We start from the raw sequence: 15,558 nt of genomic DNA, 5'->3' as shown, positions 1-15,558 counted from the left end.
CCGTTTAACGGCGGCCGGAGGCAAACATCGGGCCGCCCTTGCTCGCGGGAAAGCCGTAGCCGTTGATCATCACGAGATCGATATCGCTTGCGCGGGCGGCGATGCTTTCCGAAAGCAACTTCTCTCCTTCGGCGACCATGGCCTTCAACAGCCGGGCGACGATCTCTTCGGCGGTGAAATGCTTCCGCGTGATACCCTTTTCGGCCCGCGCGGCCTCGATCATCGCCGTCACTGCCGGATCGACGGTGCGCTTGCCATCGGGATAGGCATACCAGCCGCGACCGGACTTCTGGCCGAAGCGTCCGGCCTCGCAGAGCCGGTCGGCGATGACGACGTAACGCTCATTCGGGTCACGGGTTGCGGCTTGCCGCTTGCGGCGCGCCCAGGCGATTTCCAGACCGGCCATGTCGAAGACGGCGAATGGGCCCATCGGGAAACCATAGGCTTCCAGCGCGGCATCGATCTCCTGCGGCGAGGCACCGTCTTCGAGCATATATTCGGCTTCGCGGCGATAGGCGGAAAAGATGCGGTTGCCGATGAAGCCTTCGGTGACGCCGGAGACGATGGGCAGCTTGCCCAGCCGTTTTGCGAAGGCAAGGGCCGTCGCCAGCACGTCGGGCGCGGTCTCCTTGCAGTTCACCACCTCAAGCAGCCGCATAATGTTGGCGGGCGAAAAGAAATGCAGCCCGACGACGCGCGCCGGCAGCCTGGTGGCCGCGGCAATCGTATCCGGATCGAGATAGCTCGTATTGGTCGCGAGGATCGCATCGGCGCGAACGATGTCATCGAGGCGCTGGAACAGTTCGGTCTTGACGGCGAGATCGTCGAAGACGGCTTCGATGACGATATCGGCCTTCGCCAGTTCCTGCATTTGCGCCGTCACCGTCAGGCGGCTAAGGCGATCGTCACGGCCGGCAGCATCGAGGCGACCGGATTGCACCGCCTTGTCGATGAGGCCGGTAATGCGTTCGCGTCCCTTTTCGGCCGCTTCGCCGGTCTGCTCGACGCCAATGACACGGTAGCCGCCGTTGAGCGCCGAGACGGCAATCCCGGATCCCATGAGGCCAGTGCCGACGATGCCGACGGTTTCGATCCGGCGCGGAGTGACAGCATCGAGCCCGTCGACCTTGCCGGCTGCGCGTTCCGCAAAGAAGACATGGCGCAGTGCGGCCGCCTCTTCGCTGTCGCGCAGCGCGATGAAGGTGCGTCGCTCCTCGGCAAGACCATCCGAAAGGGAGGCGGTTGCCGCCAGACGCACGAGGCGGACGGCTTCTGCCGGCGCGCGCTGACCGCGCGCCTTGCGCAATGCATCGGCTGCTGCCTTGTCGACCGCCTCGGGAGCTTCCGGCTGAACCGTCAGCGATCCGGTGCGGCGTATGGGGGCGGCGATGGCGGATTTCGCATCGGCAATGGCTTCAGGGATCAGCTCACCCTTGGCCACCTCATCTACGATACCGAACTTGCGGGCTTCGGCGGCGGATATGATGCGACCGTTGGCGATCATATCTATGGAGGCCGCGATGCCGATCAGGCGCGGCAGGCGCTGCGTGCCGCCGGCACCCGGCACGATGCCGAGCTTGACCTCGGGAAGCCCGAGCTTGGCGGCGGATGCGGCAAGGCGGCGGTGGCAGGTGAGCGCCACTTCCAGTCCGCCGCCGAGGGCGGCGCCATTGATCGCCGCGATAACGGGTTTTGCAAAGATCTCGATGCGGGCAATGACATCGGGCAGAAGCGGCTCGACCGGCGGCTTGCCGAATTCCTTGATGTCGGCACCGCCGATGAAGCTGTTGCCTGCCCCCGTCAGCACGACGGCGGCAACATTGCCGTCCTTCTCGGCGTGCTCGAACGCGGCCATCAGGCCGGTCCTGACATCGGCGGAAAGCGCGTTGACCGGCGCGTTGTCGATGGTGACGACGAGCACCTCGTCGGTCAGCGTCGCCGAGATGGTGTCCGAAAAGCGCAATGCCGACATGACCTTGACCGCCTGTCCTCTATTCTTCCGGGATGACGGCGGTTGCCTGGATCTCGATCTTGGCGCGATCCTCGACCAGCGCCACGACCTGCACGGCAGCCATGGCCGGGAAGTGCCGGCCGATGATCTCGCGATAGGCCTGACCGAGGCCTTTCAGATTGCCGAGATATTCCTGCTTGTCGGTGAAATACCAGGTCATCGAGGTGATGTGCTTCGGCTCGGCGCCGCCTTCGGCAAGGATGGCGACGACATTCTTCAACGTCTGGCGCACCTGTTCGACGAAATCATCGCTTTCGAATTCGCAATCGGCATTCCAGCCGATCTGGCCGCCGACGAACACCGTGCGGCCCGTCGCCGCTACGCCATTGGCATAGCCGATCGGCTTGGCCCAGCCTTCAGGTTGCAGGATGGTGTGCATCGGTTTTCTCCAGATGAGAGGTCAGCGCGGCGCGGAGATCCTCCGGCCATTCAATGGATGTATGCGTATCGAGCGAGGTGGCGACGACGCGGTGCCTGGCCGTCCACAACACATGGCCGTTCGCCGAGACCTGATGTTGCAGGTCGAGCGAGGAGCGGCCGATGCCATGAACCGTCAGCAGGAATTCGAGATCGTCGCCATGAAGGCCCGGCTTCACGAAGGTCAGATCGAGCCGCACCGTGGGCACGCCGAGGCGGCGGTCGTCGATCAGTTTTCTCCAGGGAAAGCCGAGCGAGGCAAAATAGTCTTCCAACACCCCGACGAGGATGTTCAGATAGGACGGGAAATAGGCGATCCCCGAGGGATCGCAATCTCCGAAACGCAAAGGTCTGATGGTCTTGAACGCCACGTCGGGCCTCAGTTCGAAAAGGCGGCGATGCCGGTGATGGCGCGGCCGAGGATGAGGGCGTGAATGTCGTGCGTGCCCTCGTAGGTATTGACCACTTCGAGGTTGACTAGATGGCGGGCGACGCCGAACTCATCGGAAATGCCGTTACCGCCCAGCATGTCGCGCGCGGCGCGGGCGATATCCAGCGCCTTGCCGCAACTGTTGCGCTTTAGGATGGAGGTCAGTTCCACGGGCGGATGGCCTTCTTCCTTCATGCGGCCGAGGCGCAGGCAACCCTGCAGGCCGAGCGTGATTTCCGTCACCATGTCGGCGAGCTTCTTCTGGATGAGCTGGTTGGCGGCCAGCGGCCGGCCGAACTGCGTGCGGTCCAGCACATATTGCCGTGCCTTGGCATAACAATCCTCAGCCGCGCCGAGCGCGCCCCAGGCAATGCCGAAACGCGCCGAATTCAGGCAGGTGAAGGGACCCTTGAGGCCGGAAACGTTCGGCAGCAGGTTTTCTTCCGGCACGAACACATTGTCCATGACCACTTCGCCGGTGATGGAGGCGCGCAGGCCCACCTTGCCGTGGATGGCAGGTGCGGACAGGCCCTTCCAGCCCTTTTCAAGGATGAAGCCGCGGATGAGTCCATCCTCGGTCTTCGCCCAGACGACGAAGACATCGGCGATCGGCGCGTTGGAGATCCAGGTCTTGGCGCCGGTCAGGCTGTAGCCGCCGTCGACCTTCTTTGCCCGCGTGACCATCGAGCCGGGATCGGAGCCGTGGTTCGGCTCGGTCAGGCCGAAGCAGCCGATCCATTCGCCGGTCGCAAGCTTCGGCAGGTATTTCTGCTTCTGCGCTTCCGAACCGAAGGTCTCGATCGGCACCATGACGAGCGAGGACTGGACGCTCATCATCGAGCGATAGCCGCTGTCGACGCGTTCGACTTCGCGGGCGATCAGCCCGTAGGCGACGTAGCTGAGGCCGGCACCGCCATATTCGGGGGAGATCGTCGGGCCGAGCAGGCCGAGTTCGCCCATTTCGCGGAAGATCGCCGGATCGGTCTTTTCGTTGCGGAAAGCTTCGAGCACGCGGGGGCCGAGCTTTTCCTGCGCATAGGAATGCGCCGTGTCCAGCACCATGCGTTCGTCGTCGGTGAGTTGCTCCGTCAGCCGGAACGGGTCGGCCCAGTCGAAAATCTCGCGGCTCATGCTCTTAATCTCCCATTGGAGCGGTTCGATATGTCCAGTTGGCCCCGAACTGCTCAATTTTCCTTGTCTCACGCAATCCCGGGGGGAAACCGCTCGGCGTTTTTCCCGGCATTGCCCTAGGTCTTCAGAAGTTCGCGCGCGACGATGAGTTTCTGAACTTCCGTCGCACCTTCATAGATACGAAGCGCGCGGATTTCCCGATAGAGTTTTTCCGTTATCTCGCCCGACTTCACGCCGCGCCCGCCAAAAAGCTGCACGGCACGGTCGATGACGCTCTGCGCGGTTTCCGTCGCCGTCATCTTGGCCATGGCCGCCTCGCGCGTCGTCGGCAAGCGCTGCACGTCGCGACGCCAGGCTGCCCGGTAGGTGAGCAATGCCGCCGCGTCGATGCCGGTCGCCATATCGCCGAGAGCGGCCTGCGTCAACTGAAGGTCGGCAAGGGTGGCGCCGAACATCGGACGCGCACGCGCATGGGCAAGCGATTCATCAAGCGCGCGGCGGGCAAAACCGAGGCCGGCGGCGGCGACCGAAGCGCGGAAGATATCGAGCGTGCGCATGGCGATCTTGAAGCCTTCGCCCGGCGCGCCGAGACGGCGCGAGGCGGGAATACGGCAATTGTCGAAGCGGATCGTCGCCAGCGGATGCGGCGCAATCACCTCGATGCGTTCGGCAATCGAGAAGCCGGGGTCGTCGGCGAAGACGACGAAGGCCGAGATGCCGCGCGTTCCCGGCGCTTCGCCGGTGCGGGCGAAGACCGTATAGACATCGGCGATGCCGCCGTTGGAAATCCAGGTCTTCTCGCCATCAAGGACATAGTGCTCGCCGTCGAGGCGTGCGGCGCAGCTCATGGCCGCGACATCGGAGCCGGCATCCTTTTCGGACAGCGCGAAAGCAGAGAGCCAGTCACCGGAGCGCACCTTGGGCAGAACGGCCGAACGCAATTCGGGCGAGCCGGAGAGGCCGATGGCGCCCGTGCCGAGGCCCTGCATGGCGAAGGCGAAATCGGCAAGGCCGTCGTGCCAGGCGAGCGTTTCGCGAGCGAGGCAGACCATGCGGGAATCGATCAGCGGTTCGCTGTCGGAGGACCCGGTCGCGGCGGTCAGAAGCCCGGCTTCGCCCAGCGCCTTGACCAGCTTGCGGCAGGCGCCATCGACATCCGCGTGATCGATCGAAGCCATGACGCCGGACTTGGCGAAGGCATCGACCTCGGCGGCGAAACGGCGATGGCGCTCCTCGAAGAAGGGCCAATCCAGATGATCGCGGGTCGGGCCGGGGAGGCTGCTTGCCGTGGACATTGGTTCAATCCCCCTGGAATTCCGGCCGGCGCTTGGCGGCGAAGGCTTCGAAGGCGCGGCGGAAATCCTGCGTCGCCATGCAGATCGCCTGCGCCTGCGCCTCGGATTCGATCATTTCGTCGATGCCCATCGCCCATTCCTGGTTCAGCATCGTCTTGGTCATGCCGTGCGCGAACCAGGGGCCGTCGGCCAGCGAACGGGCGAGCTTGACTGCTTCCTGCTCCAGATCGGCGCTGGCGTGCAGGCCGTTATAGAAGCCCCAGGCCTGTCCCTCCGCCGCCGTCATCGAGCGGCCCGTATAGAGAAGCTCGGCGGCGCGGCCCTGCCCGATGATGCGGGGCAGGATGCCGCAGGCGCCCATATCGGCGCCGGCAAGGCCGACGCGGGTGAAGAGGAAGGCGGTCTTCGCTTCCGGCGTCGCAAGCCTCAGATCGGAGGCCATGGCGAGGATCGCGCCAGCGCCGGCGCAGATGCCGTCCACTGCCGAGATGATCGGCTGCGGGCATTTGCGCATCGCCTTGACGAGATCGCCGGTCATGCGGGTGAAAGCCAGAAGCTCCGGCATCGCCATGCGGGTCAGAGGCTCGATGATCTCGAAGACGTCGCCGCCGGAGGAGAAGTTGCCGCCGGCGCCGGTCAGCACGATGGCGCGGATATCCGATGCATAGACGAGGTCGCGGAAGAGATCGCGCAGCTCCGCGTAGCTGTCGAAGGTCAGCGGATTCTTACGCTCGGGGCGGTTCAGACGGATGGTGGCGACGCGGCCGTCCTCGCTGACATCCCAGAGGAAATGCTCAGGCTTCAAATCCTTGAAGGGCTTCAGATGTCCCTTCATCGTCATGTCCCGATCGCTCATCGCGTTCAAACCTCTCCACCGGCAATCGCGATTGCCTGTCCATTGATCGATGCCGCGGCCGGCGATGCCAGCCACGATACGGTATCTGCAACCTCTTCCGGCTTGACGAGCCGTCCCTGCGGATTGGACTTGGTGAACTCGGCAAGCGCCTGTTCCGGCGTACGCCCGGTCTTGGCGACGATCGTCTCGATCGAGCGCTGGATGATCGGCGTGTCGGTGAAGCCGGGGCAGACGGCATTGACGGTGATACCGGTTCTGGCAAGTTCCAGCGCCAGCGAGCGGGTGAGGCCGACGACGCCATGTTTGGCGGCGACATAGGCGGAAACGTAGCCATATCCCTTCAGGCCGGCCGTCGAGGCGACGTTGATGATCCGTGCGCCGGGGCCGTAGGCTTTCAGGTCGGAAAGGGCTGCCTGCGTCACCACGAAAACGCCTGTCAGGTCGACCGACAATACGTGGTTCCAGGCATCGAGGCTCGTCTTCTCGAAGGACGCGCTCGGCGCTTCGCCGGCATTGTTGACGAGGATATCCACCGGGCCGAATGTTTCGCGTGCCTTGGCGAGACCTTGAGCCACGGCTTCGGGGCTCGTGACATCGAAGCCATCGACGACGAATGCAGCCGCACCGAGTTCGGCGGCGACCGCTTCCAGCGGCTCCCTGCGGCGTCCCGCCAGGCTGACATTAGCCCCTTCGGCCGCGAGCGCCCTGGCAATCGCGGCGCCGATGCCGCTGCCGGCCCCGGTGACGAGGGCGTGACGGCCGGCGAGTTTGCCCGAAGTCGTCATCTCATCCTCATTTTGCCGGTGCGGCCGCGGCCGCGCGGGCGAGATTGGTTTCATACTGCATCTTGCCGGAAACATATTGCTTCGGCCAGGGAATGGAAGTCAGGCCGATCTTGGCGGCCTCGTGTAGCGACCAGGCCGGGTCCGCCAGATGCGGGCGCGCGACGGCGCAAAGGTCGGCACGGCCGGCGGCGATGATCGAATTGGCATGGTCGGCCTCCGAGATCGCGCCGACGGCGATCGTCGGGATGCCGATCTCGTTGCGGATCTTGTCGGAGAAGGGCGTCTGGAACAGGCGGCCATAGACCGGCTTTTCCTGCTTCGAGACTTGGCCGGAAGAGCAGTCGATCAGGTCGGCGCCGGCCTCCTTGAACATGCGGGCGAAGATTGCAGCATCTTCCGGCGTGTTGCCGCCGTCCGTCCAGTCGTGGCAGGAAAGGCGAACCGAGATCGGCTTGTCCGCGGGCCAGATCGCCCGTATCGCATGGAAGATTTCCAGCGGGTAGCGGGCGCGGTTTTCATGGCTGCCGCCATACTCGTCGTCGCGCACATTGGTCAGTGGCGACAGGAAGCTCGACAGCAGATAGCCGTGGGCACAATGCAGCTCCAGCCAGTCCGCGCCGGTTTCGACCGCCAGTTCCGTCGAGCGGATGAAGTCGGCCTTGACGCGGTCCATATCGGCGCGATCCATGGCCTTCGGCACCTGGCTGTTCTTGAGATAGGGGATCGCCGATGCGGAGATCAGCGGCCAGCCGCCTTCGGCGAGCGGCTGGTCGATCCCTTCCCAGGCGAGCTTCGTCGCGCCCTTGCGCCCGGCATGGCCGATCTGGATGCCGACCTTGGCCGCGCTGTTCATGTGAACGAAATCGACGAGCCGTTTCCACTGCGCTACCTGCTCCTCGTTCCACAGGCCGAGGCAGCCGGGCGTGATGCGTCCGTCCGGGGTGACGCAGGTCATTTCCGCGAAGATCAATCCGGCGCCGCCGAGCGCGCGCGAGCCGAGATGGACGATGTGGAAATCGTTCATCACACCGTCCTCGGCGGAATACATCGCCATCGGCGACATGACGATGCGGTTGACGAGCTGGACATCGCGCAGCTTGTAGGGCGTGAACATCGGCGGCAGGCAGCGGTCGTTGCCGACGGTAAGGCCGGATTTCTCGGCGAACCAGCGCTCATAGCCTTCGAGCCAGGTCTTGTCCCGGAGCCTCAGATTCTCGTGGCTGATGCGCTGCGAGCGCGTGAGCATGGAATACATGAACTGCGGCGGCTCGAGCGTATCGGCATAGCGGCGTCCGACGACTTCGAACCATTCCATGGCATTGCGGGCGGCATTCTGGATGCGGGCGACGTCGACGCGGCGGATTTCCTCGTAGGTTTCGAGGACGGCCGGTATCTTGTCCTTCTCGTGCCCGTGGATCTGGAACTGGCGGGTCAATTCGATGGCGTCATCGATGGCGAGCTTGGTGCCGGAGCCGATGGCGAAATGCGCGGTGTGGGCGGCATCGCCCATCAGCACGACATGCGAATTGCCGTTGAAATGGCTCCACTTGCCGCAAATCAGGCGGTTGAAGTTCAGCCAGGCCGATCCCCGGACATGACGGGCATTGGTCATCAGCGACGAGCCTTCGAGCACTTCGGCAAACAGGTTCTCGCAGAAGGCGATGGAGCCATCCTGATCCACCTTGTCGAGGCCGTGGGCGAGATAGGCTTCCTCGGTGGTCTCGACGATGAAGGTCGAGGTCTGATCGTCGAACTTGTAGATATGCGCCTGGAACCAGCCGTGATCGGTGCGGCGGAAATCGAAGGTGAAGGCGTCGAAAAGCTTGTTGGTGCCGAGCCAGATGTAGCGGTTCGGCCGTGTGATCATATCCGGCTGAAAAACCTCCGGATAATGATTGCGGATCTTGGAGTTGAGGCCGTCCGAGCCGATCACCAGATCCGCGTCGGGGTAATCGAGATCGGAATCGACCTCCGTTTCGAAGATCAGCTCGACGCCGAGTGCCTCGCAGCGACGTTGGAGGATATTGAGCAGCTTCTTGCGGCCGATGCCGACGAAACCGTGGCCGGAGGTGCGCTGGCGCGTGCCCTTGAACAGAACCTCGATATCGTCCCAATGGTTGAAGGCATCCTCGATCTCGGCAGCACTTTCAGGGTCCCACTCGCGCATCGATACCATTGTCGCGTCGGAAAAGACGACGCCCCAGCCGAAGGTGTCGTAGGGGCGATTGCGTTCCACCACGCGGATCGAATGTTCAGGATGGAGCTTCTTCATCAGAAGCGCGAAGTAGAGTCCTGCGGGGCCGCCGCCGATACAGACGATACGCATCGCTTATCCCTCCTTTGAGGCCGGAGCCTGTCGCGAAATCATTTAAGTTTAAAATATCTTGTCGCTGCCATTCGTCAAGGCTCATCCCGCCGGAATCTGCGGTCCGCTGTACGCGGCAGTCGTCTGAAACTCGAAAATAGTCCTTTAGAATCAATGGTAAATCAGAAATAGTTTAGACTTAAAATTTCTCGCTTGAACAATTCTATCTTCAATGCGATCTTTTTGGCACGCCATGCATGCCGTTCTTGGGGGAGGCGGCGATGATGGCGGTTTGATCGAGAAGAATGTGGGAGCGAGGCAATGCTGGGACCGACCGGTCATACCGATACATTCACGCGGGACAATCTGCCGCCTTTCAGCGAATGGCCCGAGTTGCTGATGGATGGCTTCGACTATCCGGAGTGGTTGAATGCCGGCTTCGAACTCAGCGACCGGATGGTCGAAAAGGGCTTCGGCGACAATGTGGCCCTGATCGGCAATGGCCGCCGCCGCACCTACAAGGAACTGGCGGACTGGACCAATCGCATCGCGCACGCCCTCGTCGAGAATTTCGGCGTCAAGCCCGGCAATCGCGTTCTCATCCGTTCCGGAAACAACCCCGCGATGATTGCCTGCTGGCTGGCGGTGACGAAGGTCGGTGCGGTTGCCGTCAACACCATGCCGATGCTGCGGGCCGGCGAGCTTTCGAAGATTATCGACAAGGCGGAGATTTCCTTTGCGCTCTGCGATACGCGGCTGCTCGAGGAACTGGTCACGGTGGCGAAGGACAGCCGCTTCCTGAAGCAGGCGGTCGGTTTCGACGGCACCGCCAATCACGATGCCGAACTCGACCGCATCGCGCTCAACAAGCCTGTGCGCTTCGAGCCGGTCAAGACCGGGCGTGACGATGTGGCGCTGCTCGGCTTCACCTCGGGCTCGACCGGCGTGCCCAAGGCCACGATGCATTTTCATCGGGATATCCTGATCATCGCCGATGCCTATGCCAAGGAGGTGCTGCAGGTCACGCCCGAGGATGTCTTCATCGGCTCGCCGCCGATCGCCTTCACCTTCGGGCTCGGCGGTCTGGTGGTCTTCCCGCTGCGCTTCGGCGCATCGACGGCCTTGCTTGAAAACGCCTCGCCGAAGAACATGGTCGAGATTATCCAGGAGTATGGCGCGACGATCAGCTTCACCGCGCCGACGGCCTATCGCGCCATGCTGGCGGCGATGGAGGAGGGGGCGGATCTCTCTTCGCTTCGAGTTGCGGTTTCGGCCGGCGAGACCCTGCCCGGACCGATCTTCGAAGAATGGACGCGCAAGACCGGCAAGCCGATCCTCGACGGCATCGGCTCGACGGAAATGCTGCATATCTTCATTTCGAACCGGCTGTCCGACGCCAAGCCGAACTCCACGGGCAAGCCGCTGACGGGCTACGAGGCTCGCGTCGTCGATGACGAGATGAACGAGGTCCCGCGCGGTACGATCGGCAAACTGGTGGTTCGCGGGCCGATCGGCTGCCGCTATCTCGCAGATCACCGCCAGGCCGATTATGTGCGCGATGGCTGGAACCTGACCGGCGACAGCTTCATTCAGGACGAGGACGGCTATTTTCATTTCGCCGCGCGTTCCGACGACATCATTCTTTCGGCCGGCTACAATATCGCCGGGCCGGAAGTGGAAGCCGCGCTTCTTTCACATTCCGACGTGCTGGAATGCGCCGTCATCGGCAAGCCGGACGAGGACCGCGGCCATATCGTTCAGGCCCATGTGGTCCTGACGCCCGGCATCATCGGCTCGGATCTGCTCGTCAAGGCGCTGCAGGATCACGTCAAGGCGGTCATCGCGCCGTACAAGTATCCGCGCTCCATCGTCTTCGTGGATGCCTTGCCGAAGACGGAATCCGGCAAGATACAGCGCTTCCGCCTGCGTAGCTGAGGATACCGTCAACGGACGGTATCCCGCCTCGTTTCACTTGGCTGGATCTTTCGGATTCCATAGCACGGTTTCGGCATCTTTTTCATAGGCCATGCCCCTGGGGTAGCTGATTGCCTCGAATTGCAGACCCCATGGTGCCTGGAAGTAAAGGATCGACTGGCCTGCGGCCGGGCCATCGTTGATCGGGAGCGGCCCCAACCGCGTTTCAACGTTCCTGCTGTCGAGATAAGCCTTTGCCGCATCGATGTCGTCGACGTAGAGCGAGATATGGAACGCGCCGATGTCGCTGTTCCTCTGCTTGAGGTCGCGCTGATCGGGAGCCGAATATTCGAACAGCTCTATGTTCGATCCGAAGCCGCAGCGAACTTGCACTATCTGCTTTATTTCAGCCTTGGGGTCGACACCAAGCAGATCGGTCATGAAGGTGCCCTTGTCGTCGGCAAACGGCCCGAACGACATTGCGACCTTGCAGCCCAGCACATTCTCGAAGAAATCGATCGCCTGCTTCATGTCCGGCACCGTAATTCCCGTATGGTCGTGACCGCGAAGGCCGGGCAGTCCGGCGGTTTTTGCCTCTTCCGGTCCAACAGTTGAAACGTTCGTTGCCTTTGACTCCGGGTCTTTCATAGTCGTTCCCTTTCTGTAGGCGGGTATTGTTGCGCGCTCGCCGCTACCCCTGTTCAAGCCTTCGCTTCGCCCTTCGGTCAGGCATCGGACGTTTCTGCGGCCACGCTCTCGCGGCGCAGCCAGTGCGGGTCGACCTCCGGCAAGGGGATGGCGTCGAGCAGCATGCGCGTATAGGCCGAGGCGGGTGCGGTGAAGACGCGCTCGCACTCGCCTTGCTCTTCGACGCGGCCATGGCGCATCACATAGACGCGGTCGCAAATGGCGCGGATAACGGACAGATCATGGCTGATGAAGGCCATGGAAAGGCCGAGGTCGCGCGAAAGCTCTTTCAGCAGGTTGAGCACCTGTGCCTGGGTCGATACGTCGAGACCGGAGACGATTTCGTCGGCAAGCACGAAGTCCGGCTTCAGCAGGGCCGCCCGCGCGATGCCGACGCGCTGGCGCTGACCGCCGGAAAGCTCCTGCGGGTTGCGGTCGAGACAGACCTGCGGCAGCGTTACGCGCTCGAGGATTTCGGCGACGCGTCGCTCGGCGTCCTTCCGGTTCGAAGCCAGCCCATGCAGGAGCAGCGGTTCGGCGAGGATGCGGCGGATCGTATGGCGCGGATTGAGCGAGGCCATCGGGTCTTGAAAGATCATCTGCATGCGGCGGCGTAGCGGTCGCATGCGGGCATCGGGCAGACGGGTGATGTCCTTGCCGTCGAAATGGATGCTGCCCGCGGTGACGTCGACCAGCCGCAGCAGGGCGCGGCCGAGCGTCGTCTTGCCCGAGCCGCTTTCGCCGACGATGCCGACGGTCTCGCCGCGGCGGATGTCGATATCGATACCGTGCAGCACCTTGATGCCGACGCCAGCCGGGCCGAAGAGATGCGGCTTGGCACCATAGGTTACCTCGATGCCCCTGGCAGAGAGAAGGCTGTCGGAAACGCTCATCGGCCGCCCTCCGCAATGCCGATTTCGCGGCGCAATTGGTCGAAGACCGCCTGTGGAACCGGCGTCAGCCCCGCATCCGGCCGGTCGTAGCGCGGCCCGGCGGCAATGAGCGATTTCGTGTAGATATGCTGCGGATGCGCGAGCACGTCACCCGTTCGCCCCTCTTCGATAACCTTGCCGGCGTAAAGCAGGGTGACGCTGTCGCAGATCTGGGCGACGACGCCGAGATCGTGCGTGACGAAGACGACGGCGGTGCCGTGCGCTTCCTGCAGGCCGCGGATCAACCGCAGGATCTGCTTCTGCACGGTGACGTCGAGCGCGGTGGTCGGTTCGTCGGCCACCACCAGCTTCGGTTCCAGCGCGAAGGCGGCGGCGATCAGGATGCGTTGGCGCATGCCGCCGGACAATTCATGCGGATAGGCGCGCAGCACGCGCTCGGGATCGCGGATATGCACTTCCTCCAGCAGTTTCAACGCGCGCTGCCTTGCATCGCGCGACGACATTCCGCGCTTCAGCCTGAGGCCGTCGGTCAGTTGTGCCTCGATGCGCCGGCCGGGATTGAGCGCCGTCTGCGGGTCCTGCGGGATCAGCGAAATTTCGCTGCCCATGATGCCGCGCAGCTCTTTGGCCGAGAGAGTGAGGAGGTCGCGGCTCTCGAAGAGGATCGAGCCGGCGGTGATGCGGACGCTGCGCGGCAGAATGCCGAGCAGGGCCTTGGCGATGGTCGATTTTCCGGCACCGCTTTCACCGACGAGCCCGCGCACTTCGCCGCGCTCCAGCGTGAGGGAGACATCGCGCAGGATCGGCATGCCGCCGTCGCGATCGGAAACGGCGCTGAGGCCGGCAATGGAGAGAAGCGGCGTCGTCATCGGCGCATCACCGGATCGAGGGCGCGGCGCAGGCCGTCGCCGAGTTGATTGAAGGCAAGCACCGTCGCAAAGAGCGCGATCAGCGGCACGACCAGCACCCACCAGCCTTGATAGATCATCTGCCGCCCTTCGGCGATCATGCCGCCCCAGGTCGGCGTGTCGGAGGCGACCGAGAGGCCGACGAAGGACAGGATGGCTTCGACGATGACGGCAATGCCCATTTCCAGGCTGACGAGGGCGATCAGCACCGGCGTCACATTGGGCAGGATTTCGCTGAAAAGGATTCTGGCGCGCGAAAAGCCGATCGTATGGGCGGCTGTCACATAATCCATGCGTGCCTGTGCCTGCGTTTCCGAGCGCACGACGCGACAGAAGCGCGTCCAGTCGATGATGACGATGGCCGCGATGACCGAGTGAACGCCCGAGCCGAAGACGGCGACGAGCAGGATCGACAAGAGCACCGGCGGGAAGGCCATCCAGATATCGACGAGCCGGGAAATGACCTTATCGATCCAGCCGCCGTACCAGCCGGCGAGAAGGCCGAGCAGCGTGCCGATCAAGGCGGCAAGCCCGGCCGCGACGAAGGCGACCGTCAGAGCGATGCGCGTGCCGAAGATGGCGCGCGACAGGACATCGCGGCCAAGATCGTCAGTTCCGAGCAGGAAGCCCGGATCGGAACCATCGATCCACGCCGGCGGCAGGGTGCCGGACATCAGGTCCTGCTCCAGCGGATCCTTCGGCGCGATATAGGGCGCGAAGATCGCGAGGATGAGAAGGATGAGAATGAAGCCGCCGCCGAAGATCACCTTCGGCTCGGAAAGCAGCGCTCGAACACGTTTCGCCATTCTCGACGGCGGGCGGGGGATGGCGGGCGAGGTGACGTCAGCCATGAGCGAGCCTCGGATTGAAAGCCGCGACCAGCAAGTCTACGGCCAGATTGACGAGAATGAAGAGGGCGCCGAATACCAGCACCAGCCCCTGGATCAGCGGCAGGTCGCGGTTGATGACGGCATCGATCGCCATGTTGCCGATGCCGGGATAGGCAAAGATGCGCTCGACGATGACGGTGCCGCCAATCAGGAAGGTGAATTGCACGCCGGTCAGCGCGATCGTCGGCCCGACGGCGTTGCGCAGCGCCTCTTGAAGAACGAGGCGCAGATCGGACATGCCCTTCAGCTTGGCGAGCAGGACATAATCCTGCACCATCGCCTCGGAGAGCGCGGCTTTCAGCACGCGGGCGATAATGGCCGCCAGGGGCAGGCCGAGGGCCAGAACCGGCATGACCATATGGGCGCAGATGTCCGCAAAAATCCCGAAACGCAGCGTGACGAGGCTTTCCAGCAGATAGAAGGGAGTGGCGAACTGTGCGTCGATGCTTGGATCGATGCGCCCGGAAAGCGGGAAAAGCGGAAAGAGAACGCCGAGGACGAGGACCAAAGCCAGAGCCCAGACGAAATCCGGCACGGCAAGGAAGAGGCCGTTGAGGCTGTCGATGACCGGCTCGAACAGGGTGCGGCGGGCGAGCGTGCCGACGATGGCGACCACACCGCCGAGAAGAATGGCCAGCACGAGGGCGGCAAAGGCCAGTTCCAATGTTGCGGGGAGGCGTTCTCCGAGCAGCGACAGCACATCGCGCTTCAGGGAGATCGATGTGCCGAAATCACCTGTCAGAACCGATTTCAGCCAGAGCCAGAATTGCGTGGTCAGACTTGCATCGAGACCGTAATGGGCGCGAAGTGCGGCGATGTCGGCCGGGCTTGCTCCCGGCGAGATCATCATGGCGATCGGATCGCCCGGAACGACCCGCAGCAGAACGAAGACGATCACCGCCACTCCGAAGAGCGTGATGGCGGCCATGATCAGCCGATTGAGAATGGACACTGCTATCATTCGTTATGAGTTCCGATCGCACGGCTATGGCGCTGAAGAGTCCCAAGCCCCTCATCCGCCCTGTCGGGCACCTTC

Annotated in this window: 14 protein-coding genes; 1 reads left to right on the top strand and 13 read right to left on the bottom strand. The window is 63.3% G+C overall.

The window, feature by feature from the left end:
- Positions 1-4 precede the first annotated feature (4 nt).
- The 8 genes from ACJJVH_RS11300 to ACJJVH_RS11265 all read right to left on the bottom strand — a co-directional run bounded on the left by ACJJVH_RS11300 (position 5) and on the right by ACJJVH_RS11265 (position 9,251).
- The gene (locus tag ACJJVH_RS11300; protein WP_412063931.1) at positions 5-1,972 is read right to left on the bottom strand and encodes a 3-hydroxyacyl-CoA dehydrogenase NAD-binding domain-containing protein; all 1,968 of its coding nucleotides are present in this window, start codon (positions 1,970-1,972) and stop codon (positions 5-7) included.
- 19 nt (positions 1,973-1,991) lie between these two features.
- The gene (locus ACJJVH_RS11295) at positions 1,992-2,390 is read right to left on the bottom strand and encodes a RidA family protein (RefSeq protein WP_412063930.1); all 399 of its coding nucleotides are present in this window, start codon (positions 2,388-2,390) and stop codon (positions 1,992-1,994) included.
- Positions 2,368-2,799 (bottom strand): acyl-CoA thioesterase, encoded by a 432-nt coding sequence (locus tag ACJJVH_RS11290; RefSeq protein ID WP_112802357.1) that lies wholly within the window; start codon positions 2,797-2,799, stop codon positions 2,368-2,370. Before ACJJVH_RS11290 ends, ACJJVH_RS11295 begins: the two co-directional genes overlap by 23 nt.
- A gap of 8 nt (positions 2,800-2,807) precedes the next feature.
- The gene (locus ACJJVH_RS11285) at positions 2,808-3,989 is read right to left on the bottom strand and encodes an acyl-CoA dehydrogenase (protein WP_412063929.1); all 1,182 of its coding nucleotides are present in this window, start codon (positions 3,987-3,989) and stop codon (positions 2,808-2,810) included.
- Positions 3,990-4,105: 116 nt separating this feature from the next.
- Entirely contained in the window at positions 4,106-5,284 is a 1,179-nt protein-coding gene (locus ACJJVH_RS11280) for an acyl-CoA dehydrogenase family protein (protein ID WP_113435569.1), read from the bottom strand.
- Positions 5,285-5,288: 4 nt separating this feature from the next.
- Positions 5,289-6,140, bottom strand: a complete 852-nt coding sequence (locus ACJJVH_RS11275; protein WP_113435570.1) for an enoyl-CoA hydratase family protein — start codon at positions 6,138-6,140, stop codon at positions 5,289-5,291.
- 5 nt (positions 6,141-6,145) lie between these two features.
- Positions 6,146-6,925, bottom strand: a complete 780-nt coding sequence (locus ACJJVH_RS11270) for an SDR family oxidoreductase (protein ID WP_113435571.1) — start codon at positions 6,923-6,925, stop codon at positions 6,146-6,148.
- Between the two features lie 7 nt (positions 6,926-6,932).
- Entirely contained in the window at positions 6,933-9,251 is a 2,319-nt protein-coding gene (locus ACJJVH_RS11265) for a bifunctional salicylyl-CoA 5-hydroxylase/oxidoreductase (RefSeq protein ID WP_412063928.1), read from the bottom strand.
- A 300-nt stretch (positions 9,252-9,551) separates the two neighbouring features.
- On the opposite strand from ACJJVH_RS11265, the gene ACJJVH_RS11260 reads away from it, so the two are divergent.
- The gene (locus ACJJVH_RS11260; RefSeq protein ID WP_412063927.1) at positions 9,552-11,165 is read left to right on the top strand and encodes an AMP-binding protein; all 1,614 of its coding nucleotides are present in this window, start codon (positions 9,552-9,554) and stop codon (positions 11,163-11,165) included.
- Positions 11,166-11,198: 33 nt separating this feature from the next.
- Here ACJJVH_RS11260 and ACJJVH_RS11255 read toward each other — a convergent pair whose 3' ends face one another.
- The 5 genes from ACJJVH_RS11255 to ACJJVH_RS11235 all read right to left on the bottom strand — a co-directional run bounded on the left by ACJJVH_RS11255 (position 11,199) and on the right by ACJJVH_RS11235 (position 15,483).
- Positions 11,199-11,792, bottom strand: coding sequence for a VOC family protein (locus ACJJVH_RS11255; protein WP_412063926.1), 594 nt, complete (start codon positions 11,790-11,792; stop codon positions 11,199-11,201).
- A 77-nt stretch (positions 11,793-11,869) separates the two neighbouring features.
- On the bottom strand, positions 11,870-12,724 hold the full coding sequence (locus tag ACJJVH_RS11250) for an ATP-binding cassette domain-containing protein (RefSeq protein ID WP_412063925.1): 855 nt from the start codon (positions 12,722-12,724) through the stop codon (positions 11,870-11,872).
- On the bottom strand, positions 12,721-13,593 hold the full coding sequence (locus ACJJVH_RS11245) for an ABC transporter ATP-binding protein (protein ID WP_112802342.1): 873 nt from the start codon (positions 13,591-13,593) through the stop codon (positions 12,721-12,723). The genes ACJJVH_RS11250 and ACJJVH_RS11245 overlap by 4 nt, the downstream gene beginning before the upstream one ends.
- The gene (locus ACJJVH_RS11240; RefSeq protein ID WP_112802341.1) at positions 13,590-14,483 is read right to left on the bottom strand and encodes an ABC transporter permease; all 894 of its coding nucleotides are present in this window, start codon (positions 14,481-14,483) and stop codon (positions 13,590-13,592) included. Before ACJJVH_RS11240 ends, ACJJVH_RS11245 begins: the two co-directional genes overlap by 4 nt.
- Positions 14,476-15,483, bottom strand: coding sequence for an ABC transporter permease (locus ACJJVH_RS11235; RefSeq protein WP_412063924.1), 1,008 nt, complete (start codon positions 15,481-15,483; stop codon positions 14,476-14,478). Before ACJJVH_RS11235 ends, ACJJVH_RS11240 begins: the two co-directional genes overlap by 8 nt.
- Positions 15,484-15,558: the final 75 nt, after the last annotated feature.

The organism is Rhizobium sp. SYY.PMSO, assembly GCF_046840415.1.
In the GTDB taxonomy this organism is placed as follows: Bacteria; Pseudomonadota; Alphaproteobacteria; order Rhizobiales; family Rhizobiaceae; genus Rhizobium.
Note: the sequence above shows the minus strand (reverse complement) of the source record. Positions and strands in the feature narration are given on the sequence as shown.

Bases quoted from the DNA above. Each gene is read 5' to 3' on its own strand.
- ACJJVH_RS11300 (WP_412063931.1), bottom strand. From the start codon at position 1,972: ATGTCGGCATTGCGCTTTTCGGACACCATCTCGGCGACGCTGACCGAC.
- ACJJVH_RS11295 (WP_412063930.1), bottom strand. From the start codon at position 2,390: ATGCACACCATCCTGCAACCTGAAGGCTGGGCCAAGCCGATCGGCTAT.
- ACJJVH_RS11285 (WP_412063929.1), bottom strand. From the start codon at position 3,989: ATGAGCCGCGAGATTTTCGACTGGGCCGACCCGTTCCGGCTGACGGAG.
- ACJJVH_RS11280 (WP_113435569.1), bottom strand. From the start codon at position 5,284: ATGTCCACGGCAAGCAGCCTCCCCGGCCCGACCCGCGATCATCTGGAT.
- ACJJVH_RS11275 (WP_113435570.1), bottom strand. From the start codon at position 6,140: ATGAGCGATCGGGACATGACGATGAAGGGACATCTGAAGCCCTTCAAG.
- ACJJVH_RS11270 (WP_113435571.1), bottom strand. From the start codon at position 6,925: ATGACGACTTCGGGCAAACTCGCCGGCCGTCACGCCCTCGTCACCGGG.
- ACJJVH_RS11265 (WP_412063928.1), bottom strand. From the start codon at position 9,251: ATGCGTATCGTCTGTATCGGCGGCGGCCCCGCAGGACTCTACTTCGCG.
- ACJJVH_RS11260 (WP_412063927.1), top strand. From the start codon at position 9,552: ATGCTGGGACCGACCGGTCATACCGATACATTCACGCGGGACAATCTG.
- ACJJVH_RS11255 (WP_412063926.1), bottom strand. From the start codon at position 11,792: ATGAAAGACCCGGAGTCAAAGGCAACGAACGTTTCAACTGTTGGACCG.
- ACJJVH_RS11250 (WP_412063925.1), bottom strand. From the start codon at position 12,724: ATGAGCGTTTCCGACAGCCTTCTCTCTGCCAGGGGCATCGAGGTAACC.
- ACJJVH_RS11245 (WP_112802342.1), bottom strand. From the start codon at position 13,593: ATGACGACGCCGCTTCTCTCCATTGCCGGCCTCAGCGCCGTTTCCGAT.
- ACJJVH_RS11240 (WP_112802341.1), bottom strand. From the start codon at position 14,483: ATGGCTGACGTCACCTCGCCCGCCATCCCCCGCCCGCCGTCGAGAATG.
- ACJJVH_RS11235 (WP_412063924.1), bottom strand. From the start codon at position 15,483: ATGATAGCAGTGTCCATTCTCAATCGGCTGATCATGGCCGCCATCACG.